19 protein-coding genes are annotated in these 22,573 nt (G+C 60.4%); 8 read left to right on the top strand and 11 right to left on the bottom strand.

The genetic code is table 11. The features are described from left to right. Nucleotides 1-7 precede the first annotated feature (7 nt). From EJ576_RS01160 to EJ576_RS01150, 3 genes are all read left to right on the top strand, one after another. The gene (locus EJ576_RS01160) at nt 8-4,393 is read left to right on the top strand and encodes an RHS repeat-associated core domain-containing protein (RefSeq protein ID WP_123478445.1); all 4,386 of its coding nucleotides are present in this window, start codon (nt 8-10) and stop codon (nt 4,391-4,393) included. A 13-nt stretch (nt 4,394-4,406) separates the two neighbouring features. Continuing rightward, entirely contained in the window at nt 4,407-4,976 is a 570-nt protein-coding gene (locus EJ576_RS01155; protein WP_123478444.1) for a hypothetical protein, read from the top strand. 278 nt (nt 4,977-5,254) lie between these two features. Beyond that, nucleotides 5,255-5,881: a hypothetical protein gene (locus EJ576_RS01150; protein ID WP_100491872.1), complete on the top strand. Its 627-nt coding sequence runs from the start codon at nt 5,255-5,257 to the stop codon at nt 5,879-5,881. 112 nt (nt 5,882-5,993) lie between these two features. On the opposite strand, the gene EJ576_RS01145 is transcribed toward EJ576_RS01150, so the two are convergent. The 3 genes from EJ576_RS01145 to EJ576_RS01135 all read right to left on the bottom strand — a co-directional run bounded on the left by EJ576_RS01145 (nt 5,994) and on the right by EJ576_RS01135 (nt 7,814). Then, a complete protein-coding gene (locus EJ576_RS01145) occupies nt 5,994-6,269 on the bottom strand; it encodes an HU family DNA-binding protein (RefSeq protein ID WP_003176958.1) in 276 nt (91 codons plus the stop codon). A 191-nt stretch (nt 6,270-6,460) separates the two neighbouring features. Then, the gene (locus EJ576_RS01140; protein WP_126569440.1) at nt 6,461-7,609 is read right to left on the bottom strand and encodes an NAD(P)/FAD-dependent oxidoreductase; all 1,149 of its coding nucleotides are present in this window, start codon (nt 7,607-7,609) and stop codon (nt 6,461-6,463) included. A gap of 37 nt (nt 7,610-7,646) precedes the next feature. Further along, on the bottom strand, nt 7,647-7,814 hold the full coding sequence (locus EJ576_RS01135; protein ID WP_032856748.1) for a rubredoxin: 168 nt from the start codon (nt 7,812-7,814) through the stop codon (nt 7,647-7,649). 195 nt (nt 7,815-8,009) lie between these two features. Here EJ576_RS01135 and EJ576_RS01130 point away from each other — a divergent pair, with 195 nt between their 5' ends. Together EJ576_RS01130 and ubiA are read left to right on the top strand one after the other, a co-directional pair. Then, on the top strand, nt 8,010-8,573 hold the full coding sequence (locus EJ576_RS01130) for a chorismate lyase (RefSeq protein WP_123478443.1): 564 nt from the start codon (nt 8,010-8,012) through the stop codon (nt 8,571-8,573). Beyond that, nucleotides 8,573-9,463, top strand: coding sequence for a 4-hydroxybenzoate octaprenyltransferase (gene ubiA, locus EJ576_RS01125; protein WP_122729923.1), 891 nt, complete (start codon nt 8,573-8,575; stop codon nt 9,461-9,463). The genes EJ576_RS01130 and ubiA overlap by 1 nt, the downstream gene beginning before the upstream one ends. A 128-nt stretch (nt 9,464-9,591) precedes the next feature. Here ubiA and EJ576_RS01120 read toward each other — a convergent pair whose 3' ends face one another. Further along, nucleotides 9,592-9,969 (bottom strand): hypothetical protein, encoded by a 378-nt coding sequence (locus tag EJ576_RS01120; protein WP_126569439.1) that lies wholly within the window; start codon nt 9,967-9,969, stop codon nt 9,592-9,594. A gap of 155 nt (nt 9,970-10,124) precedes the next feature. Here EJ576_RS01120 and phoB point away from each other — a divergent pair, with 155 nt between their 5' ends. The 3 genes from phoB (at nt 10,125) to EJ576_RS01105 (ending at nt 13,647) form a co-directional block, all read left to right on the top strand. Next, nucleotides 10,125-10,814 carry a phosphate regulon transcriptional regulator PhoB gene (phoB, locus tag EJ576_RS01115; protein WP_003176964.1) on the top strand — a complete coding sequence of 230 codons (690 nt, stop codon included), beginning with the start codon at nt 10,125-10,127 and terminating at the stop codon, nt 10,812-10,814. An 81-nt stretch (nt 10,815-10,895) separates the two neighbouring features. Continuing rightward, nucleotides 10,896-12,182: a phosphate regulon sensor histidine kinase PhoR gene (phoR, locus tag EJ576_RS01110; protein WP_240037379.1), complete on the top strand. Its 1,287-nt coding sequence runs from the start codon at nt 10,896-10,898 to the stop codon at nt 12,180-12,182. A 124-nt stretch (nt 12,183-12,306) separates the two neighbouring features. Beyond that, on the top strand, nt 12,307-13,647 hold the full coding sequence (locus tag EJ576_RS01105; RefSeq protein WP_010207573.1) for a hemolysin family protein: 1,341 nt from the start codon (nt 12,307-12,309) through the stop codon (nt 13,645-13,647). 3 nt (nt 13,648-13,650) lie between these two features. Here the strand turns inward: EJ576_RS01105 and EJ576_RS01100 are convergent, their stop codons facing one another. The 7 genes from EJ576_RS01100 to EJ576_RS01065 all read right to left on the bottom strand — a co-directional run bounded on the left by EJ576_RS01100 (nt 13,651) and on the right by EJ576_RS01065 (nt 22,516). After that, nucleotides 13,651-14,313 carry a M23 family metallopeptidase gene (locus EJ576_RS01100; protein ID WP_126569438.1) on the bottom strand — a complete coding sequence of 221 codons (663 nt, stop codon included), beginning with the start codon at nt 14,311-14,313 and terminating at the stop codon, nt 13,651-13,653. 190 nt (nt 14,314-14,503) lie between these two features. Beyond that, nucleotides 14,504-15,415, bottom strand: coding sequence for a response regulator (locus EJ576_RS01095; RefSeq protein WP_122729929.1), 912 nt, complete (start codon nt 15,413-15,415; stop codon nt 14,504-14,506). A gap of 167 nt (nt 15,416-15,582) precedes the next feature. Next, a complete protein-coding gene (gene phoU / locus EJ576_RS01090; protein ID WP_010207581.1) occupies nt 15,583-16,344 on the bottom strand; it encodes a phosphate signaling complex protein PhoU in 762 nt (253 codons plus the stop codon). Nucleotides 16,345-16,414: 70 nt separating this feature from the next. Further along, the gene (gene pstB, locus EJ576_RS01085; RefSeq protein ID WP_010207582.1) at nt 16,415-17,248 is read right to left on the bottom strand and encodes a phosphate ABC transporter ATP-binding protein PstB; all 834 of its coding nucleotides are present in this window, start codon (nt 17,246-17,248) and stop codon (nt 16,415-16,417) included. A gap of 177 nt (nt 17,249-17,425) precedes the next feature. Then, complete coding sequence (gene pstA, locus EJ576_RS01075; protein ID WP_016978635.1) at nt 17,426-19,096, bottom strand: phosphate ABC transporter permease PstA; 1,671 nt, start codon at nt 19,094-19,096, stop codon at nt 17,426-17,428. A 15-nt stretch (nt 19,097-19,111) separates the two neighbouring features. Continuing rightward, the gene (locus EJ576_RS01070) at nt 19,112-21,145 is read right to left on the bottom strand and encodes an ABC transporter permease subunit (protein ID WP_178083520.1); all 2,034 of its coding nucleotides are present in this window, start codon (nt 21,143-21,145) and stop codon (nt 19,112-19,114) included. A 384-nt stretch (nt 21,146-21,529) separates the two neighbouring features. Beyond that, entirely contained in the window at nt 21,530-22,516 is a 987-nt protein-coding gene (locus EJ576_RS01065; RefSeq protein WP_016978637.1) for a phosphate ABC transporter substrate-binding protein PstS, read from the bottom strand. Between the last annotated feature and the right edge of the window lie 57 nt (nt 22,517-22,573).

Below are 22,573 nucleotides of genomic sequence, written 5' to 3'. Positions count from 1 at the left end.
TGCCGGCATGTCTGATGCTCTATGGGCCGCCCGGATGGGCGATGCACTCTCGCACACCTCGATGATGGCGGACATTCTCGGCGGTGTACTGGAGGTAGCGGCCAATATCGCGATCACGGCGGTGGCGACGGCGGCTGTCGTCGCCGCCACTGGGATTACCGTCGCCACCGGTGGGCTTGGCTGTTTCCTGCTGGGTGCCGTGGTGGGCACGATTGTCGGCCTGGCCATGAGCAAGACCGGGGCCGACAAAGGCCTGACGAGTTTATGCGATACGTTCGCCAACGCGCTGTTTCCGCCCACGGTGCAGGCCAATATTCTTACCGGTTCCACCGATACCCTGACCAACAACATCCCCGCTGCACGCGCCGCAGGGGCGATCAGTTCCCATGTCGCACCGGCCGGTACCGAGCTGGAAGCGCCCGAGCCGGAGCCCGAAGCCAGCTACCTGGACATGGCCGAGAGTTTCTTCTCGCAGATGTGGCGCCCTACCGTCGCCACCCCGGCGCCTGGGGCCGAGCCCAAGCCGCTGGACTTGGTCACGTGCATGAAGCACCCGCCGATGCCGCCGCAGTTTCTGGCCGAGGGTTCGGATAAGGTCACCATCAACGGCCAACCGGCGGCGCGCAGCGGTGATCGCAGCACCTGCGATGCAACGGTGGTGTCGTCCGGCCTGATTTCCTCCAACGTGACCATTGGCGGCGGCTCGGTGGTGGTGCGTGAGATTCGCAGTGGCAAGACGCCGGGCGTAGGGTTGGCGGTCACGGCACTGTTGATGCTCAAGGGTGGCAAGGGCAAGTTCTTTAGCAAGTTGCCGTGCATGTTGATCGGCGGGGCCACGTCGATGGCGGTCAGCAGCGCGATGGGGGCCGTGGCGAACGCAGCGATGGGTTCATCGAATCCGGTGCATGCGGCCACGGGCGCGAAGGTGCTGGGCAATGCCGAGGAGCTGGATTTTGTGCTGCCCGGCATCCTGCCGATCGACTGGCAGCGCTTCTACAACAGCCGCGATGAGCGCCCGGGCGGAATGTTTGGCGCAGGCTGGAGCGTCCCATATGAAGTGTGCGTCGAGATCCTGCCCCATTCAGAGGGCGGTGAAACGCTGATTTATACCGATGAGCAAGGTCGGCCTATCGACATGGGTTCGATTCCCTTGGGCGGCGCGGTGTTCAGCGCCGGTGAAGGGCTCGCGGTGCGGCGTCACCTCAATGGGCAGTTGCTGATCGAGAGCGATGACGGCCTGTATCGCTTGCTTGAACCCTCCGCCAACCCGTCGCTGCTGCGCCTTACTCAATTGGGCGACCGAAACGACAACCGCATCTATATCGATTATGACGAAGCCGGGCACATGGTGCGGCTACGCGACACATTCGACCTGGTGCAGGTTGAGTTGATCCGTGATCAGGGCCAGTTGGCGCGCATCGAACGTCTGTACCCTGATCAGCGCCGAGAAGTGCTGGTCAGTTATGGCTTCGACACGCAGGGCAACCTGGCTGAAGTGCGCGATGCGACAGGCCAGGTTCAGCGTCGTTTTGCCTACAACAGCGGTCGCAGGATGGTGGAGCATCAACTGCCGACCGGGCTTCGTTGCTTCTACGAATGGTCTTTGGTTGAAGGTTTGGAATGGCGCGTGGTCCGGCACTGGACCGATGAGGGCGACGCTTACCAGTTCGACTATGACTTGCAGGCCGGTATCACCCGTATTACCGACGGCTTGCAACGCGTTAGTACCCGGCATTGGAACACCCAACACCAGATCATTCGTTACAGCGACAACCTTGACCACACCTGGCTGTTCGAATGGAACGACGAGCGCCAGTTGCTCAGCGCCACCGACACGCTGGGCGGGCGCTTTGAATACAGCTACGACGAGGCCGGCAACCTGATCGGCGAAACCGACCCGCTGGGTCGCAGCGATTCGACGCTGTGGTTGGAACATTGGGCCTTGCCCCTGGTGGAAACCGACGCCGCGGACAACAGCTGGCAATATCGCTATGACTCACGCGGCAACTGCATCGCCGAAACCGATCCACTGGGCTACGTCACGCGCTATCGTTATGACGCCCACGGCCAGCCCGTGGAAATTATTGACGCCACCGGCAAAAGCAAAAAGCTGCGCTGGAACCCGTTCGGACAACTGGTCGAGCACATCGACTGCTCAGGTTACCCGACGCGATTCAGCTACGACGAGCGCGGCTATCTGCAGGTCATTACCGATGCCCTGGGCGAGCGTACCCAATTCAGCTATGACGCCCAGGGCCGTCTGCTCACCACCCAATTGCCGGACGGCCGTACCGAGCAGTACCAGCGCGCGGTCAGCGGCCAATTGGTGGGCTACACCGACCCGGCCGGGCATACGACGCTCTATCAACATAATCGCCGTGGCCTGGTCAGCCAGCGCATCGACGCCCATGGCCGGCAGGTGCAGTTCGGCTATGACAGCTATGGACGGCTGCAAGCGCTGATCAACGAAAACGGCGAGCGTTATCGTTTTGCCTGGGATGCCAGCGACCGTCTGGTTGAACAGCAGGACCTCGACGGCAGCGCCAAGCACTACAGCTATGACCCGCTGGATAACGTCACGGCGGTGACTGCCGTGCCGGCGCCTTACGGAAACGGTCTGGCCCTGGTGCCCGAAACGCCGCCCGCGCCTATCGTCCATCGATTGGAACGCGATGCAGTGGGCCGGCTGATTGCCAAGACCACCGACGATGGCCGCACCGACTACAGCTACGACGCAGTGGACCAGCTCACGGCTGTCACCTTCACCGATTCGCAGGCCAACGTCCAAGCCCTGGGTTTTGCCTACGATGCCCTCGGCCAACTGCTTTGCGAGCAGAGTTCGGCGGGCAACCTGCAACACCACTACGACGAACTCGGCAACCTGATCCAGACCCAACTGCCGGACGGCCGCTGGCTCAATCGCCTGTATTACGGCAGCGGCCATCTGCACCAGATCAACCTCGACGGCCAGGTCATCAGCGACTTCGAGCGTGACCGCCTGCACCGCGAAGTACTGCGCACCCAGGGCCAGCTCACCACCCGCAGCGAATACGACCGTAGTGGCCGCCTGCGTTCGCGCCAACGCCGCTTGGCAAGTCAGCCATCATTGATTCCGGCGGCTGCGCAAAAGCAGTTCGAATACGATCCCGCCGACAACTTGATCGGCAAACTCGACCAACAACCCGCCGCACAGCACCGCCAACTGCTGCACTACGATGCGACCGGCCGCATCATCGCCAGCCAGGACAACCTGCACGGCCAGCGTGAAACCTTCGCCTACGACGCCGCCGCCAACCTGCTGGACGGCCCGCAGGCAGGCGCCGGGTTGGTGGTGCATAACAAGTTGCTGACCTATCAGGACAAGCGTTATCGCTATGACGCTTTTGGGCGGATGATCGAAAAGCGCAGCGCGAAACGAGGTGTGCAGCGGTTTGCCTACGATGCTGAAAGCCGCTTGATTGAAGTGCGTAACGATGACGGCAGCGTCGTGCGAATGAGCTACGACCCGCTGGGCCGACGCATCGAAAAAACCGAGCATGGCAGTGACGGGTATCCGCTGGGAGAAACGCAGTTTGTGTGGGATGGACTGCGGTTGCTGCAGGAGCATAAACACAGCCAGACCAGCCTCTATGTTTATGACGATGACGGCTATGAACCGCTGGCCCGCGTCGACGGCATGGGCCCGTTGCAGAAGATTCGCTACTACCACAACGACCTGAACGGGTTGCCGGAACAACTGACCGAGGCAGATGGGCACGGCGTCTGGCAGGCGACTTATCGGGTGTGGGGCAACACGCTGGAGGAAGTGCGCGAGCCTTATTACATTGAAGAGCAGAACCTGCGGTTCCAGGGGCAGTATCTGGATCGGGAGACGGGGCTGCATTTCAATACGTTCAGGTTTTATGATCCGGATGTGGGGCGGTTTACGACGCCGGATCCGATTGGGTTGCTGGGTGGCCTGAACCTCTACTCGTACGGTGCAAACCCTATTACCTGGCTGGATCCACTAGGCTGGACCCCAACGCCCCTAAACAAACCTGGTTTCTATGTTTACGGGCTCTACGCCCCCGGTGCTAAAACGCCTTACTACATCGGTCACACCGAGCAGGATCCTGCGGCGCGTGAAAGTCAGCACGACAGGTCCACGCGGCTTGGAAAAGGAGAGCTGCGTGTGTTGAAAGGTCAGGACGGCAAGATGACTTACTCTCAAGCCAAAGGTTACGAACAGGCCTACCGAGAGAAATACAAAACAAAAGGCAAATTCCCCGGCAACGTCATCGAACCCATCAATAAAAGCCGCACTGATGCACGGGGCAAAAGTCACTATAAAAACTACAGGGCTGCGGCCAAAGCGCTGGGCATCAAGCCGAGCAAAATCAAATCTTGTACCTAAAAGAGGCTGCTGTATGAAAACCCTCAAGGCACCCAAGCCGGGTGATCTTTTCTACGTCCCAGCCCTCAATGCTTCAGATGAGCCCGGGTTTGTGATGGCCCGCTACATCGAGCTCATCCCTCCTGCACTAGGACACCTGATTGAGGTTTTTGCGAAATTCCATACACAAGTCCCAACCTCGATCAGCGAGGTGGACACCTCAAAACGTCTGTTTCGACCGATTTTCTGCAGCATGCGTTTTTCAGGTATCCCTCGCTGGAAGATTCTTTTCAGTGACCCCGACTACAAAAAATCGACCTCTGGTTACGACAGAATTCAATTCGCGTTTGAGTCAGAAATCTGGACCGGCGGCGTAAGCAAGCCCGCATCTGAGGAACAGTTGGTAAATATTGAACCCTCAATTTGCTGGCGTATGCATCACATTATTTTCAGAGTAATTGCCCATCTGCGTGGAGCGCTAACAGAGGATGAGGCCATGGACTATGAGCACATACCCGACGACTTACGCATTGATAGCGTTACCGCTTCAGAGCGCGTAAACAAGGCAGTCCTGCATACGCAAGAATTGTTTGACTCCAAATAGAAATAGACCTCTTACTCAACGATAATGGCGATGGCGATAAAGGGACGGATCTATTTAATCAGGATAGGGACTATAAATAAATCTGACTCCTTTATCCCTTGATCGAACCATAACAAGTACACCGATGCTGTCAGGGACAGGCTCAGGAGCTTGAACAAACAACAAGCCGGGTTATCTGATATGGACCTCGCACTGGAAGTCTCGAACATCCAAAAATGGGCGAGCGGCGGGCTGCAGAATGGCCTCTTCAAAACTGATGCAGTTACAGGACGACTTTTATGACCGGCGCCAGCGCTGATTTCTTCATCGTGAACTACCACACCAACGGGACGGATGCGCCCAGCTTCTTTGAGTCGGACTGGACTCCTGGCGTCCCGGAGTTTCATTACCCTTCAGAAACACCGGATGAGAGTCAGTTTGCTAGCGCTTATAAAGTCAAGGCCAAGATCAAGGAGTTGAAAGCGGACCTCATGATTGAGGAGTTGCTGGCGACAGATGCCGTCTTGAACATCTGCGCAACGCTCGAAATTCCTCATATCACGCGTCAGGTCGAGATAGAGTTAAAAGGAAAAAAAACACCTGAAAAACGCTACAACCTTTTCGTTCCGACCGCCCGACTCAGCCTGCTTGATCTTGAGCATTCGGTATTCACCATCGACCGCGACAAATACACCGGCAAACTCAAGACACCAGAAGAAAGTGATGTACCCGCTATCGTTTTTGAGTCCATCGAATCATTCAAGATAAAACCGGGTATTCATCAACACCTGTTTCTATGCACGGATATTAACGAAACGGTCTGTTCGGCTGAATTCAAGGCGATGTTCGAATCCAAGGCGCTCTTTGGGCTAGCGTTCACACCGTTGGATGCCACTTATAAATTTGATCCTTGGGGGGAGTTGTAACCGGGAGGTTACTACTGGCCAGACATTCTCCAGCCTACAAAAAATGGGCACCCGACCCAGTCGGCGTGCCCATCTCTCCTACCACCCCGCCCCCTTCGAGACGGTAACGCTCTTACGCGTTAACAGTGTCTTTCAGCGATTTGCCTGGCTTGAACGCAACCGTGTTGCTGGCCTTGATTTTCACCGGCTCACCGGTTTGAGGGTTTTTGCCAGTGCGGGCGCCGCGGTGGCGTTGCAGGAAGGTGCCGAAGCCAACCAGGGTGACGCTGTCCTTGCGGTGCAGGGCGCCGGTGATTTCTTCGAGAACGGCGTTGAGGACGCGGTTGGCCTGTTCTTTGGTGAGATCCGCTTTTTCAGCGATGGCGGCTGCGAGTTCTGGTTTACGCATAAGTGAAGCCTCTTTGACGGTTTTTTGTTGTTATGTCCGTGCTGCTCTCTTCTGGAGCAGCGCCCAAAGCGCCGCAGGCTCTACTCTGCGGCAGACGGGAGTGAGGATGGCATGCCATCGGACGCCGCGCCAGTCTCGCGGCGACCTTTCTAGGGTGAAAAACGCGGTTATTCCGACAGAACGACCGGTATTTACGCCAGTAACGGCGGAAGTTCTTTATTGAGGGCCAGTTTTTCCATCACCGCAGTGCCGGTCAGTGCGTAACCCAGCAGGCGGCCACTGGCATCGCGGCACAGGGCCTTGATATCGGCGCCCTCGCCTTCCACGCTCCAGACGCCTTCGGTGCCCCGTGGCGGTGGCGAGACCACCAGCGGGCAGACCGGCGTCTTGACGGTCACCGGCATCGGGCCGTAGCTGACTGCCGTGGCGTTGCCGGCCAGGGTCTGGGCCAGGGCACGGGCGCAGCTCATCAGCGGCATCACGTACAGCAGGTTCAGGCCGTCGACCTCGGCGCAGTCGCCCAGGGCGTAGATGTTGGCGTGGGAGGTCTTGAGGTGGCGGTCCACCATGATTCCGCGATTGGTCTGCAGGCCGGCGGCGGCTGCCAGATCCACTCGCGGGCGCAGGCCGATGGCTGAGACCACCAGGTCGCAGGCGATCACTTCACCGTCCGACAAATGGGCTTCCAGGCCATCAGCAGTGCGCTGCAGCCGATTGAGCACCGGGCCCAGGTGGAAGCGCGCGCCGAGGCTTTGCAGTCCGGCCTGTACCGCTGCTGCGGCGGCCGGGTGCAGCAAGGTCGGCATGACTTGCTCGCAAGGTGCCACCAGGTCGATTTCATAACCGCCCAGAATCAGGTCGTTGGCGAATTCACAGCCGATCAAGCCCGCGCCGAGCAACAGCACACGGCGCTTACCGGCAGCGGCGGTACGGAAGCGTGCGTAATCTTCGAGGTCATTGATCGGGAAAATCAGCTCAGCCGCATCACCTTCCACCGGTACACGTACGGTTTCGGCGCCCCAGGCCAGGATCAGGTCGCGGTAAGCCACCGCTTCCTCACCAATCCACAAGCGCTTGTGGCCAGGGTCAATGCCGCTGACACGGGTGTGGGTGCGCACTTCGGCCTTGAGTTGCTCGGCCATGGCGCCAGGTTCAGCCATGCTCAGGCCATCGGCTTCCTTGTTCTTGCCAAAACCAGTGGAGAGCATGGGCTTGGAGTAGGAGCGCCCGTCATCTGCGGTGATCAGCAGCAAGGGGGTCTCGCTGTCGAGCTTGCGAAACTCCCGGGCCACGTTGTAACCGGCCAATCCTGTGCCGATGATCACGACAGGTGCGTTCATTCCCTTCTCCTTGTAGTACTTATCTGAAAACCAAAAATCAGCCGATTTCGATCATTTCGAAATCCATTTTGCCCACGCCGCAGTCCGGGCACAGCCAGTCTTCCGGGACGTCCTGCCACAGGGTGCCCGGTGCGATTCCGTCATCCGGCCAGCCATCCGCTTCGTTGTAGATAAGGCCGCAGACTACACATTGCCACTTCTTCATTACTTACTTCCTCAGGGTCCAGGCATCTTGGCCGACGGTCGATAGACTCGCATTGCCGTGCGGCTCAGGGCGTTTTGTACTGATCGGGGCCGGCAGATGCAAGCACGATCGACGCAAACAGCCGGTTCAGACCGGCAAAAACCCGGGACGCCATGGTAAGCTCGCCGCCTCTTTTGCTGCCAATACTGACTCACCGTGCCGCACTCAATCGACCCTCCCGATGCTTGCCAATGGCTGATCCAGAGCCGTCTACTCCCTGCGCCCGCGCCCCTGACCCTCAACTGGCTGTTCAACGAAGACTCGCTGACGCGGCGGCTGACGTGGCTGTCCAACGATGGTTTCAGCGTGACGCCGCTGTTCGAGGGCTGGCAGCCGCTGCGCGACGATGAGTGCGCAGCGCTGGCACTGCCACCGGCCAGTATCGGCTGGGTGCGCGAGGTGTATTTGCGTGGGCACGGCCAGCCCTGGGTGTTCGCGCGCAGTGTGGCGGCACGCAGCGCCTTACAGGGCGACGGCTTGCATATGGATGAATTGGGCAGTCGCTCGCTGGGCGAATTGCTGTTCTGCGACCAGGCATTCACTCGCCAGCCAATCGAGGTGTGCCATTACCCACAACAATGGCTGCCTGTGGCGGATCAGGTCGACGGCCTGTGGGCGCGCCGTTCACGCTTTGATCGCGGGCCCTTGAGCGTGTTGGTCGCGGAGATCTTTCTGCCCAGCTTCTGGCACGCGTTGCACGCCCATCCGGAGAACTGCTGATGTACCAACGTCTGCTCAAGTCCCTGAACCACCTGAACCCCAGGGCCTGGGATTTCATCCAACTGACCCGCATGGACAAGCCCATCGGCATCTACCTGCTGCTGTGGCCGACGCTGTGGGCGCTGTGGATTGCCGGCAAGGGTTCGCCGTCCCTGCTCAATATTGTGATTTTTGTGCTCGGCGTGGTGCTGACCCGCGCCGGTGGTTGCGTGATCAATGACTGGGCAGACCGCAAGGTCGACGGCCATGTAAAGCGCACCGAGCAGCGCCCGCTGGTAAGCGGCAAGATCAGTTCGAAAGAGGCGCTGGTGTTTTTCGCGGTGCTGATGGGCATCAGTTTCCTGCTGGTGCTGCTGACCAACGCCACCACCATCCTGCTGTCCTTGGGTGGCCTGGCCCTGGCGGCGAGCTATCCGTTCATGAAGCGCTACACCTATTACCCACAGGTGGTGCTGGGGGCGGCGTTCTCGTGGGGCATGCCGATGGCGTTTACCGCCGAGACCGGCAGCCTGCCTGCCGCCGCGTGGCTGTTGTATATCGCCAACCTGCTGTGGACGGTGGGCTACGACACGTATTACGCGATGACCGACCGCGACGATGACTTGAAGATCGGCGTGAAATCCACGGCCATCCTGTTCGGTGAAGCTGATCGCGTGATCATTCTTACCCTGCAAGGGCTGTCGCTGGCGTGCCTGTTGCTGGCCGGAGCCCGGTTTGAGCTGGGCGGCTGGTTTCACCTGGGGCTGCTGGCAGCGGCCGGCTGTTTTGCCTGGGAATTCTGGTACACCCGGGACAAGGATCGGATGAAGTGCTTCAAGGCGTTCTTGCACAACCACTGGGCGGGGTTGGCGATATTTGTCGGGATTGTGCTGGATTATGCGTTGCGCTGAGGTTTTTGTGGCGGCCGGGCTTACGCCTTCGCGGGCAAGTCGAATCGTCGCACCGCCGCTCCCACATTTGGAATGCGTTCCCCTGTGGGAGCGGGCTTGCCCGCGATGTTTTCAACGGCATCGTGTGATCAGGGTTTGATGACGTGCCACGCCCCACCCTTGCCATCACCGGTCTTGTCGCCCGCCTTGTGGTCATCCTTGTAGGTGTAGACCGGCTTACCGTCATAGGCCCACTGGCTGGTCTGGTCGTCGCGGGTGATGACGGTCCATTTGCCCATCGACGTGTCGGTGGACTCCGCCTTCAGCGGCGGCCAATTGGTCGCGCATTGGTCCTTGCACACTGACTTGCCGTCGGCATCCTTGTCGAAGGTGTAGAGGGTCATGCCCTTGTGGTCGACCAGCATCCCGTCTTTCGTCATCGCGGGTTCCGCCGCGAATGCCAGGGTCGGCAGCGTCAACGCCGCCGTTACCAGCAGGGCTTTCCAGGAAATCGTGCTGTAAGTCATCGGAACCTTCCTTTTGTGGTTGTCAGGATTCGGACCCAAAGCGTAGTCCAGAGAGGCGGGAATTGCCCGAGCGACTAAATTACTGTCACACGACTGCAATAATTCCGTTATCTAATGCGGCGCAAGACAGTTAAATGACAAGAGGATTTTTGAGCATGGTTGGCAGGAGCATTCTGATTGTTGACGACGAAGCGCCCATCCGCGAGATGATCGCCGTTGCGTTGGAAATGGCCGGCTACGACTGCCTGGAGGCGGAGAACTCCCAGCAGGCCCATGCCATTATCGTCGACCGCAAGCCGGACTTGATCCTGCTGGACTGGATGTTGCCCGGCACCTCCGGCATCGAACTGGCCCGCCGCCTCAAGCGTGACGAGCTGACCGGGGACATCCCGATCATTATGCTCACCGCCAAGGGCGAAGAGGACAACAAGATCCAGGGCCTGGAAGTCGGCGCCGATGACTACATCACCAAGCCGTTTTCCCCACGCGAGTTGGTCGCACGTCTGAAAGCCGTATTGCGCCGCGCCGGCCCAACCGATGGCGAGGCGCCTATCGAAGTCGGCGGCCTGCTGCTGGACCCGATCAGCCACCGCGTGACCATCGACGGCAAGCCGGCCGAGATGGGCCCGACCGAATACCGCCTGCTGCAATTCTTCATGACCCACCAGGAACGCGCCTACACCCGTGGCCAATTGCTGGACCAGGTGTGGGGCGGCAACGTGTATGTGGAAGAGCGCACCGTGGACGTGCACATCCGTCGCCTGCGCAAAGCCTTGGGCGATGCCTACGAGAATCTGGTACAAACCGTGCGCGGCACGGGCTACCGCTTTTCAACCAAAGGCTGAGCCGGTCCCTTCTTTCCTTAACAGCTGACAAGGACGCATGTTTAAGTGAACCAAAACTGGCATGGCACCCTGATCCGCCACATGCTTTTGCTGATCACCGGCTGCCTGTTGGTGGGTCTGGTCAGCGGTTACTACGGCTGGAGCCTGGCAGCCGGCATCGCCTTGTACCTGGGTTGGACCCTCAAGCAACTGCTGCGCCTGCATGAATGGCTGCGCCAGCACAAACCCGATGAAGCACCGCCCGATGGCTACGGCCTGTGGGGCGAAGTGTTCGACAGCATCTATCACTTGCAGCGCCGCGACCAACGGGTGCGCGGACGCCTGCAAGCGGTGATCGACCGGGTGCAGGAGTCCACCGCCGCACTCAAAGACGCGGTGATCATGCTCGACAGCGATGGCAACCTGGAATGGTGGAACCGCGCCGCCGAGACCCTGCTGGGCCTCAAGACGCCTCAGGACAGCGGCCAGCCGGTGACCAACCTGGTGCGCCACCCGCGCTTCAAGGAGTACTTCGAACAGGAGAACTACGAAGAAGCCCTGGAAATCCCCTCGCCCACCAATGACCGCGTGCGCATCCAGCTGTACCTGACGCGCTATGGCAACAACGAGCACCTGATGCTGGTGCGCGACGTCACCCGCATCCACCAGCTAGAACAGATGCGCAAAGACTTCGTCGCCAACGTCTCACACGAGTTGCGCACACCGCTGACGGTGATCTGCGGCTACCTGGAGACGCTGCTGGACAACGTCGACGAGATCAATCCGCGCTGGAGCCGTGCCCTGCAACAGATGCAGCAGCAAGGTTCACGCATGCAGACACTGCTCAACGACCTGCTGTTGCTGGCCAAGTTGGAGGCGACCGATTACCCGTCGGATAACCATCCTGTCACCGTGCAAAGCCTGCTGCAGACCATCAAGAACGACGCCCAGGCCCTGTCCGGCCAACGCGGGCAGCAGATCACGCTGGAAGCCGACCCTGCCGTGCTGCTCAAAGGCAGCGAAGGCGAGTTGCGCAGCGCGTTTTCCAACCTGGTGTTCAACGCCGTGAAGTACACCCAGGACAAAGGCAACATCCGCATCCGCTGGTGGGCCGACGAACAGGGCGCGCACCTGAGCGTGCAGGACTCCGGCATCGGCATCGACGCCAAGCACTTGCCGCGCCTGACCGAGCGCTTCTACCGCGTCGACTCCAGCCGCAACTCCAACACTGGCGGCACCGGGCTTGGCCTGGCGATCGTCAAGCACGTGCTGCTGCGTCACCGCGCACGCCTGGAGATCAGCAGCGTGTTGGGCCATGGCAGTACGTTCACCTGCCATTTCCCGCCGGCACAGATGACACGATCGAAGGCAATTGATCAGGACACCTGACGGCCCGCCCGGCAGTGGGCACTAGGCAAGCGCCCCGTCAGCCGCTACATTGGCCGACTTGCGCCTGCCTTCCAGGCCCACCTGCCACCCCTTATTGAACACACGGAACCTGCAAAACCCCATCATGGACCCTTCCCCTGGTATCACCCTCGCTACACTCTTCGCCGACTTCGGCATGATTCTTTTTGCACTGATCCTGGTACTGCTCAACGGTTTCTTCGTTGCGGCGGAATTTGCCATGGTCAAACTGCGCGCCACCCGGGTCGAGGCCATCGCCCACAAGAACGGCTGGCGCGGGCAAATCCTGCGCACCGTGCACAGCCAGCTCGACGCGTACCTTTCGGCCTGCCAGCTGGGCATCACCCTCGCCTCCCTGGGCTTGGGCTGGGTCGGTGAGCCGGCCTTCGCGCACATCCTTGAGCCACTGCTGGGCGCCGTAGGCGTCGAGTCGCCGGAAGTGATCAAGGGCGTGTCGTTCTTCGCCGCGTTCTTCGTGATTTCCTACCTGCACATTGTGGTCGGTGAGCTGGCGCCCAAGTCCTGGGCGATTCGCAAACCCGAGCTGCTGTCGCTGTGGACGGCGGTGCCGCTGTACCTGTTCTACTGGGCCATGTACCCGGCGATCTACCTGCTCAACGCCAGCGCCAACGCCATCCTGCGCATCGCCGGCCAAGGCGAACCCGGCCCGCACCACGAACACCATTACAGCCGTGAAGAACTCAAGCTGATCCTGCACTCCAGCCGTGGCCAGGACCCGAGCGACCAAGGCATGCGCGTGCTGGCCTCCGCCGTGGAAATGGGCGAGCTGGAAGTGGTGGACTGGGCCAACTCCCGAGAAGACCTGGTCACCCTGGACTTCAACGCCCCGCTCAAGGAAATCCTCGCGCTGTTCCGTCGCCACAAATTCAGCCGCTACCCGGTGTATGACGCGGTGCGCAACGAATTCGTGGGCCTGCTGCACATCAAGGACCTGCTGCTGGAACTGGCGGCCCTGGACCACATCCCTGAGTCGTTCAACCTGGCCGAGCTGACCCGCCCGCTGGAGCGTGTGTCGCGACACATGCCGCTGTCGCAACTGCTGGAACAGTTCCGCAAAGGCGGCGCGCACTTTGCTCTGGTGGAAGAAGCCGACGGCAAGATCATCGGCTACCTCACCATGGAAGACGTGCTGGAAGTGCTGGTGGGCGATATCCAGGACGAACACCGCAAGGCCGAGCGCGGCATCCTGGCCTACCAGCCGGGCAAGCTGCTGGTGCGTGGCGACACGCCGCTGTTCAAGGTGGAGCGCCTGCTGGGCGTGGACTTGGACCACATTGAAGCCGAAACGCTGGCCGGTCTGATCTACGACACTCTCAAGCGCGTGCCGGAAGAGGAAGAAGTACTGGAGGTCGAAGGCTTGCGCATCATCATCAAGAAGATGAAAGGGCCGAAGATCGTGTTGGCCAAGGTGCTGCTGCTGGATTGACCCTCAATTGCCCAACGCAAAGTTGGGCAATGCACCCACGGGCTGGTTGAACTCATACGGGATCGACACCAGCCCCGCCTCGGTGGCGCGCTGCACCACGAAATGCAGATGCGGCCCGCTGCTGTTGCCGGTATTGCCCGACAACGCCAGCGGGCTTCCTACCGCCACACGCTGCCCAACCCTGACACTGACCGAGCCTTGCTTGAGGTGCAGGTACACGCCCTCGGTACCGTCATCGTGGCGCACCCTCACGAAATTCCCCGACGCATCACTGCCGCGCCCGGTCTGCGCGTTTTCGGTCTTCACCACCACACCGCTACGCGCCGCAATGATCGGCGTGCCTTCGGGCATGGCGATATCCATGGCGTAGCGGCTCTTACTATCGGTATGGCTGAAAGTGCCGTTGGGGCCTTGAGTCAGGCGGAATGGGCCGCCGCGCCAGGGCAAGGGATAGCGGTAGGCCTGAGGCGGGTAGCGGGCTGGAGGCCTGTCGAGTATCGGCCGTTCAAGCTTGTGCTCCCGGATCACGAACGCCTGGGCGCCCGGCGTATACCGGTCGCTGATAAACACCACGCCATCGGCATCGACGGATTTGTAGAGGGTGATGGCGTGGGTCGAAGTGACGACCGCTGCCAGCCCGCAGCACAGTAGTAAGCGCATGAGCATAGCGTGAAACTGCCGGGATGACTGACCGGCAGGTTAGCAAGGAATCATGACAACTCTATGCGCCACAATGGAGATCCCAATGTGGGAGGGGGCTTGCCCCCGATTGCGGGATGTCAGCCACCGACTGCTTAGCTGAACCGCCGCCATCGGGGGCAAGCCCCCTCCCACAGTTGTACGGTGTCCCTCAGGATCAAGCACCCGGCACAAAATGCTTCTGCGCCGTACCCCGTGCGATCAGACGGGAGATGTAATCGAGCTTCTGCGCGTCCTGGTCGATGAACCGGAAGGTCAGTTGCAGCCAATCGCTGTCAGGCTTGGGTTCGAAGGCGACGATAGCGTGCAGGTAGCCATTGAGACGGGCCACTTCGGCGTTGTCGCCTTGCTCCAGGTCGAGCACGGCGCTTTCCAGTACCTGGGGCAGGACTTCGCTGCGACGTACTACCAGCAGCGCTTCCTTGATGCTCAGCGCCTTGATCACGCATTGCTGGGTGCCACTGGACAGGCGCAACTGGCCTTGGCCACGGCCACCGGCAGGGGATGCAGCCGCAGGCGCCTGAACTGGTGGGCTGTTGAGCAGGCCTCGGCTCGGTGCAGGGGCAGCCGCCGCCACAGGTGCCGACTTGAGCGCTTCGGGCTTGCCGCCAGTCAGGGCGCTGAGTGAATCGTTGCCAAAGGCCGAGTTCATTTTGGTCGGCGCGCTGGCGACCAGGGCGTCGAGACGGCCGATCTTGTGCAGGGCCTGCTTGACCTTGTTCAGTAACTGCTCGTTGGTGAACGGCTTGCTGACGTAGCCGGAAACCCCGGCCTGAATGGCCTGGACCACGTTTTCCTTGTCGCCACGGCTGGTCACCATCACGAACGGCATGGCTTTGAGGTGAGGTTGCTCGCGGCACCAGGTGAGCAGTTCAAGGCCGGACATCTCCGGCATTTCCCAGTCGCACAGCACCAGGTCGAAGGTCTCGCGCATCAGGATGGCCTGGGCCTTTTTGCCGTTCACCGCGTCTTCAAGCTTGATCCCGGGGAAGTAGTTGCGCAGGCACTTCTTCACCAGGTCGCGGATAAACGAGGCGTCATCCACCACCAATACACTGACTTTACTCATCGACCCTTCATCCTATAAAAACTTCGGCACGCAAGACGCCTGACTGATGGCATTTTGCCAAAACCCTGTAGTCACGTTCAGACTTTTTTCATCCGATCCGCAAAAAATTCAGCGGCCACAAACAAAAACGCCCGACCAAAGGCCGGGCGTTTATTTCTCGGGCAATCTTACTTATCGTCAGATTCGCCCGGAACATTAGGGATAAGATCGGCCGAACCTTCAACTTCGGCCTTCATGCGCTTGAGGCCCATGTGCCGTACGTCGGTGCCGCGCACCAGGTAAATCACCAGTTCCGAGATATTACGCGCGTGGTCGCCGATACGCTCCAGCGAACGCAGCACCCAGATAATGCTCAAGACCCGCGAGATAGAGCGTGGGTCTTCCATCATGTAAGTCGCCAGCTCACGCAGCGCGGTCTTGTATTCGCGGTCGATGATCTTGTCGTACTGGGCCACCGACAGTGCCAGCTCAGCATCGAAGCGAGCAAAGGCGTCGAGGGCATCGCGCACCATGTTGCGCACTTGGTCGCCGATGTGGCGCACTTCCACGTAACCGCGTGGCGCTTCGCCTTCTTCGCACAGTTGGATGGCGCGGCGGGCGATCTTGGTGGCTTCGTCGCCGATGCGCTCCAGGTCGATCACTGACTTGGAGATGCTGATGATCAAACGCAGGTCGGACGCCGCCGGCTGACGACGGGCGAGGATGCGCAGGCATTCTTCGTCGATGTTGCGTTCCATCTGGTTGATCTGGTCGTCGATCTCACGCACTTGCTGGGCCAGGCCCGAGTCGGCCTCGATCAGCGCGGTGACGGCGTCGTTGACTTGCTTCTCCACCAGCCCGCCCATCGCCAGGAGGTGGCTGCGCACTTCCTCAAGCTCGGCGTTGAACTGCGCGGAGATGTGGTGGGTAAGGCCTTCTTTGCTAATCATGTTGGCGTCCTTGGAGCGTCCGGTAAGGTGCGGAAAACCGCAGCGTCAGTGCGAGGAAAATCCCGGCATCCTAGCCGTAGCGACCGGTAATGTAGTCTTCGGTCTGCTTCTTCGCCGGATTGGTGAACAGGGTATCGGTATCGCCGAACTCCACCAGTTTGCCCATGTACATGAACGCGGTGTAGTCGGAAACCCGCGCCGCCTGTTGCATGTTGTGGGTCACGATGACGATGGTGAACTTGGACTTGAGCTCGTAGATCAGCTCTTCGACTTTCAGCGTCGAGATCGGGTCGAGTGCCGAGCAAGGTTCGTCGAGCAGCAGTACTTCCGGCTCAACGGCGATGGTGCGGGCAATGACCAGACGCTGTTGCTGACCGCCGGACAGGCCGAGGGCCGATTCGTGCAGACGGTCCTTCACTTCGTCCCACAGCGCCGCGCCTTTCAAGGCCCACTCGACTGCTTCGTCGAGGATGCGTTTCTTGTTGATGCCCTGGATGCGCAGGCCGTAGACCACGTTTTCGTAGATGGTCTTGGGGAACGGGTTGGGCTTCTGGAACACCATGCCCACGCGGCGACGCAGCTCGGCCACGTCTTCGCCCTTGCGGTAGATGTTGGTGCCGTAGAGGTTGATCGCACCGTCTACGCGGCAGCCGTCCACCAGGTCATTCATGCGGTTGAACGTGCGCAGCAACGTGGACTTGCCGCAGCCCGACGGGCCGATGAAGGCGGTCACGCGCTGCTTGGGGATGTTCATGCTGACGTCAAACAGCGCCTGTTTTTCACCGTAGTACAGGCTCAGGCCCGGCACTTCGATGGCCACGGTTTCCTGGGCCAGGCTCAGGCTCTGCTTGTCGCGACCCAGGGCAGACATGTTGATGCCGTGGGTGTGGGTGTCTTGTTGCATGGGATGCTCCCTGTGCTACCAATTCGTTGTGTTGAACCGCCGGGGCGATCTACTCAAATTTTGTGTCTGACGCTGGCCCCTGTGGGAGCTGGCTTGCCTGCGATGCGGGCGGCGCGGTGTTTCAGTCAAACCGCGGTGATGCCATCGCAGGCAAGCCAGCTCCCACAGGGGGCCGTGTTAGCTGTCCAACGCTTTGTATTTTTCGCGCAGGTGGTTACGAATCCACACCGCCGACAAGTTGAGCGTGGCGATCACCAGCACCAGCAGCAACGCGGTGGCGTACACCAGCGGCCGTGCGGCTTCGACGTTGGGGCTCTGGAAGCCGACGTCATAAATATGGAAGCCCAGGTGCATGATCTTCTGGTCCAGGTGCAGGTACGGGTAGTTGCCATCCAGCGGCAGTGACGGCGCCAGTTTCACCACACCTACCAGCATCAGCGGCGCCACTTCACCGGCGGCGCGGGCCACGGCGAGGATCATGCCGGTCATCATCGCCGGGCTGGCCATCGGCAGCACGATCTTCCACAGCGTTTCCGCCTTGGTCGCGCCCAGTGCCAGGGAGCCTTCACGTACGGTGCGAGGAATCCGCGCCAGGCCTTCTTCGGTGGCCACGATCACCACCGGTACCGCCAGCAGCGCCAGGGTCAGCGAGGCCCACAACAGGCCCGGCGTACCGAAGGTCGGGGCCGGCAGGGCTTCGGCGAAGAACAGGCGGTCAACCGAACCGCCCAATACATACACGAAGAAGCCCAGGCCGAACACGCCGTAGACGATGGCCGGTACACCGGCCAGGTTGTTCACGGCGATACGGATGACGCGGGTCAGGGTGTTCTGCTTGGCGTATTCACGCAGGTACACCGCCGCCAGCACGCCGAACGGAGTGACGATCATCGCCATGATCAGGGTCATCATCACGGTGCCGAAGATAGCCGGGAAGATCCCGCCTTCGGTGTTGGCTTCTCGTGGGTCATCGCTGAGGAATTCCCAGACCTTGCTGAAGTAGAAGCCGATCTTGGTAATCGTACCCATGGCGTTCGGCTGGTAGGCGTGCACCACTTTGCCGATGCCGATTTCGATTTCCTTGCCGTTGCCGTCGCGAGCGGTCAGCGCGTCGCGGTTGAACTGGGCGTGCAGGTCGGCCAGGCGGGCTTCGATGTCTTGGTAACGGGCATTCAGCTCGGCGCGGTCGGCATCCATGTCGGCCTGGGCGGCGGCGTCGAGCTTGCCTTCCAGCTCCAGTTTGCGGCCGTGCAGGCGGATGCGCTCCAAACCGGCGTTGATCGCGCCGATGTCGGATTTTTCCAGGGTTTTGAGTTGAGCGGCCAGCTTGTTGACGCGATCCACACGGGCCTGCAGCTCCGGCCATGCGGCTTCGCCTTCAGCGATGACCTTGCCATCCTGCTTGACGTTGACCAAGGTGCCGTAGAAGTTGCCCCACTCACGACGCTCGATGGTCATCAGGTTCGCCGGCGTGGTCTGGTCCTTGAGCCACTCGCCGACGATCCAGGTGAAGTCGTTGCCGTTCAGGTCACGGTTGCCGACCTTGATCAGCTCGCGGGTCATGAACTCCGGGCCTTGGTCCGGCACCGGCAGGCCAGCGCTTTTCAGGCGCTCGCGGGGGACTTCTTCCTTCTGCACCACTTCGCCGATGACGATATGGTTGGCCTGGCCCGGCACGTTGTAGTTGGCCTGGATCAGGTCGGCCGGCCAGAAGTGGCCCAAGCCACGCACGGCGATCACCGCCAGCAAACCAATGGTCATGATGACCGCGATGGACACCGCGCCACCACTGATCCAGACGCCGGGGGCGCCGCTCTTGAACCATCCATTCAGGGAGTTCTGTTTCACAGACTTCTACCTTTCTTAAAGCGACGAGTATTTCTTGCGCAGACGCTGACGGATCAGCTCCGCGAGGGTGTTCATGATGAAGGTGAACAGCAGCAGCACCAGTGCCGAGAGGAACAGCACGCGGTAGTGACTGCCGCCCACTTCCGACTCGGGCATTTCCACTGCGACGTTGGCCGCCAAGGTGCGCAAGCCTTCGAACAGGTTCATCTCCATCACCGGGGTGTTACCGGTGGCCATCAACACGATCATGGTCTCGCCGACAGCGCGGCCCATACCGATCATCAATGCCGAGAAAATGCCCGGGCTGGCGGTCAGGATCACCACGCGTGTCATGGTCTGCCACGGCGTGGCGCCCAAGGCCAGCGAGCCCAGGGTCAGGCCGCGTGGCACGCTGAACACGGCGTCTTCGGCGATGGAATAGATGTTCGGGATCACTGCGAAGCCCATGGCCAAACCCACTACCAGAGCGTTGCGCTGGTCGTAGGTGATGCCCAGGTCGTGGGAGATCCACATGCGCATATCGCCGCCGAAGAACCAGGTTTCCAGGTACGGGCTCATGTACAGCGAGAGCCAGCCCACGAACAGGATCACCGGGATCAGGATCGCGCTTTCCCAGCCATCGGGAACGCGCAGGCGGATCGATTCAGGCAAGCGGCTGAAGACAAAACCGGCGACAAGGATGCCGATCGGCAGCAGCATCAACAGACTGAAAATGCCCGGTAGATGCCCTTCCACATACGGCGCCAGGAACAGGCCGGCGAAGAAACCGAGGATCACCGTCGGCATCGCTTCCATCAGCTCGATCACCGGCTTGACCTTGCGGCGCAGGCTCGGGGCCATGAAGTAGGCGGTGTAGATCGCCGCCGCAACGGCCAGTGGCGCAGCCAGCAGCATGGCGTAGAACGCCGCCTTCAAGGTGCCGAAGGTCAGCGGGGCCAGGCTCATCTTGGGTTCGAAGTCGGTGTTGGCGGCGGTCGATTGCCAGACGTATTTAGGTTCGTCGTAGTTTTCGTACCAAACCTTGCTCCACAGTGCGCTCCACGATACCTCCGGGTGCGGGTTGTCGAGCATCAGCGGTTGCAGCTTGCCGCCGGCTTCCACGATCACGCGGTTGGCCCGTGGCGACATGCCATACACGCCTTGACCATCGACTACAGGGTCGACCAACAGGGTGCGGTGTGCAGTGCTGTGGAACACGCCGAATTTGCCGGAAGCGTCTAGGGCGGTGAAGCCTTTGCGGCGCTCTTCGGCGGAAATTTCCACAATAGGCGTAGTGCCCATCTGGAAGGTGCGGATCTGCTTGAAGCGCTGCTCGCCATCCGGGTCGCGAGCCATGAACCACTGGGCCAGGCCGCCCTTGGAGTTGCCGACGATCAGCGAGATACCGCCCACCAGCTGCGTGCTGGCGGTGACTTCAGCGTTGCCGTCTTCGAGCAATTTGTAGCGACCGTTGAGGCTCTTGTCGCGCAGGCTGAACACGTCGGCCAGGGCGCGCCCGTTGATCACGTACAACCATTGCTGACGTGGGTCGATGAAGATCGCTTTCACCGGCTCGGTCATCTGCGGCAGTTCGATGCGCTTCTGCTCGCTGGTGACTTCGCCGGTCATCATGTTTTCTTCGCGGCTCAGGGACAGCACGTTCAAGTGCGAACCGGCGGAACCTGCAACCACCAAGGTGGAATCAGTGGCGTTAAGGGCGACATGCTCCAGTGGGCGACCGGCGTCATCCAGCACGATCGGCGTTTCACCGTAGGGGTATTCGATCGCAGGCGTAATGGTTTTCTTGCCGTCCGGGTAGGACACCTTATAGGTGTGGCGGAACACCATGGACTGGCCATTGGACAGACCGAGGATCACCAACGGGCTACCGGGCTGGTCTTCACCGATAGAAGCAACGCTGGTGCCGGCAGGCAGTGGCAGGTCGACACGCTTGAGTTCGGCGCCGGTTTCCACATTAAAGAACAACGCCTGGCCCTTGTCGGAAACCCGCATGGCGACTTGGTTCTGTTCTTCGAGGGAGATCATCAGCGGCTTGCCCGCGTCCTGGATCCAGGCCGGGGTCAGGGCGTCTTCCTTGGTCAATGAGGCACCTTGGAACAGCGGCGCGACGACATAAGCAAGAAAGAAGAAAATCAGGGTGATAGCGCCGAGGACGGCGAGGCCGCCGACCAGCACATACCAACGGGTCAGGCGATCCTTGAGCGCGCGAATGCGGCGCTTGCGTTGCAGCTCAGGCGTATTGAAGTCAATGCGCTTGGGGGGAGAAGTCGTCGTCATGGTGGAATTGGCCAGATCATTCATGCGCACACCCTAGCGATCCTGTATGACAGAAAGATGACAGTGCAGTGACGCAACAAAGCCGCCGCGAAGCAAGGCTGGCAGCGGACTAGAAAATTCGGATGCGGGGCCGATACTCCGGCCCCGCAGAGGCAATCAGTTGCCTTCTTTCAGACCCAGGTCAGCCAGGGCCTTGGCGGCGACTTTGGCTGGCAGTGGGATGTAGCCGTCTTTCACCACAACTTCCTGGCCCTGCTTGGACAGAACCAGCTTCACGAACTCAGCTTCCAGCGGGGCCAGAGGCTTGTTCGGGGCTTTGTTGACGTACACGTAGAGAAAACGCGACAGCGGGTATTTGCCGTTCAGGGCGTTTTCTTCACTGTCTTCGATGAAGTCAGTGCTGCCTTTCTTGGCCAGGGCCACGGTTTTCACGCTGGCGGTCTTGTAGCCAATGCCCGAGTAACCGATGCCATTCAGCGACGAGCTGATCGACTGCACGACCGAAGCCGAGCCCGGTTGTTCGTTCACGTTTGGCTTGTAGTCGCCTTTGCACAGGGCTTCTTCTTTGAAGTAGCCGTAGGTGCCGGATACCGAGTTACGACCGAACAGTTGAACCGGCTTGTTGGCCAGGTCGCCGGTCACACCCAGGTCACCCCAGGTTTTCACGTCGGCTTTGCCACCGCACAGGCGCGTCGAGGAGAAGATCGCGTCGACTTGTTCCATGGTCAGGTGCTGGATCGGGTTGTCCTTGTGCACGAACACGGCCAGGGCATCCACGGCAACCGGAATAGCGGTTGGCTTGTAGCCGTACTTCTGCTCGAAGGCCGCCAGTTCGGTGTCCTTCATCTTGCGGCTCATCGGGCCCAGGTTGGAGGTGCCTTCAGTCAGCGCAGGTGGCGCGGTAGCGGAGCCGGCAGCTTGAATCTGGATGTTGACGTTCGGGTATTCCTTTTTGTAACCCTCGGCCCACAGGGTCATCAGGTTAGCCAGGGTATCGGAACCGACGCTGGACAAGTTGCCCGACACACCAGTGGTCTTAACGTAAGCCGGAATTGCCGGATCAACACCAGCGGCCACCGCGTTGGCGGTCGCAACGCCAGCAGCGACAAAAGTCATTGCCGCCATCAAACGTTTCAGTTTCATGCCTTGCTCCTAGCAGATAGGGATAGTTGGATCGGGGCCAAGTATCGGGAGGCCGTG

This window comes from Pseudomonas sp. C 49-2, assembly GCF_003970195.1.
In the GTDB taxonomy this organism is placed as follows: Bacteria; Pseudomonadota; Gammaproteobacteria; order Pseudomonadales; family Pseudomonadaceae; genus Aquipseudomonas; species Aquipseudomonas canadensis.
The sequence above is the reverse complement of the archived record's forward strand: the minus strand, read 5'-3'. Positions and strand labels throughout refer to the sequence as shown.

Coding starts and splice junctions, on each gene's coding strand:
- EJ576_RS01160 (WP_123478445.1), top strand. CDS start 8: ATGTCTGATGCTCTATGGGCCGCCCGGATGGGCGATGCACTCTCGCAC.
- EJ576_RS01155 (WP_123478444.1), top strand. CDS start 4,407: ATGAAAACCCTCAAGGCACCCAAGCCGGGTGATCTTTTCTACGTCCCA.
- EJ576_RS01150 (WP_100491872.1), top strand. CDS start 5,255: ATGACCGGCGCCAGCGCTGATTTCTTCATCGTGAACTACCACACCAAC.
- EJ576_RS01145 (WP_003176958.1), bottom strand. CDS start 6,269: ATGCGTAAACCAGAACTCGCAGCCGCCATCGCTGAAAAAGCGGATCTC.
- EJ576_RS01140 (WP_126569440.1), bottom strand. CDS start 7,609: ATGAACGCACCTGTCGTGATCATCGGCACAGGATTGGCCGGTTACAAC.
- EJ576_RS01135 (WP_032856748.1), bottom strand. CDS start 7,814: ATGAAGAAGTGGCAATGTGTAGTCTGCGGCCTTATCTACAACGAAGCG.
- ubiA (WP_122729923.1), top strand. CDS start 8,573: ATGTACCAACGTCTGCTCAAGTCCCTGAACCACCTGAACCCCAGGGCC.
- EJ576_RS01120 (WP_126569439.1), bottom strand. CDS start 9,969: ATGACTTACAGCACGATTTCCTGGAAAGCCCTGCTGGTAACGGCGGCG.
- phoB (WP_003176964.1), top strand. CDS start 10,125: ATGGTTGGCAGGAGCATTCTGATTGTTGACGACGAAGCGCCCATCCGC.
- phoR (WP_240037379.1), top strand. CDS start 10,896: ATGCTTTTGCTGATCACCGGCTGCCTGTTGGTGGGTCTGGTCAGCGGT.
- EJ576_RS01105 (WP_010207573.1), top strand. CDS start 12,307: ATGGACCCTTCCCCTGGTATCACCCTCGCTACACTCTTCGCCGACTTC.
- EJ576_RS01100 (WP_126569438.1), bottom strand. CDS start 14,313: ATGCTCATGCGCTTACTACTGTGCTGCGGGCTGGCAGCGGTCGTCACT.
- EJ576_RS01095 (WP_122729929.1), bottom strand. CDS start 15,415: ATGAGTAAAGTCAGTGTATTGGTGGTGGATGACGCCTCGTTTATCCGC.
- phoU (WP_010207581.1), bottom strand. CDS start 16,344: ATGATTAGCAAAGAAGGCCTTACCCACCACATCTCCGCGCAGTTCAAC.
- pstB (WP_010207582.1), bottom strand. CDS start 17,248: ATGCAACAAGACACCCACACCCACGGCATCAACATGTCTGCCCTGGGT.
- EJ576_RS01065 (WP_016978637.1), bottom strand. CDS start 22,516: ATGAAACTGAAACGTTTGATGGCGGCAATGACTTTTGTCGCTGCTGGC.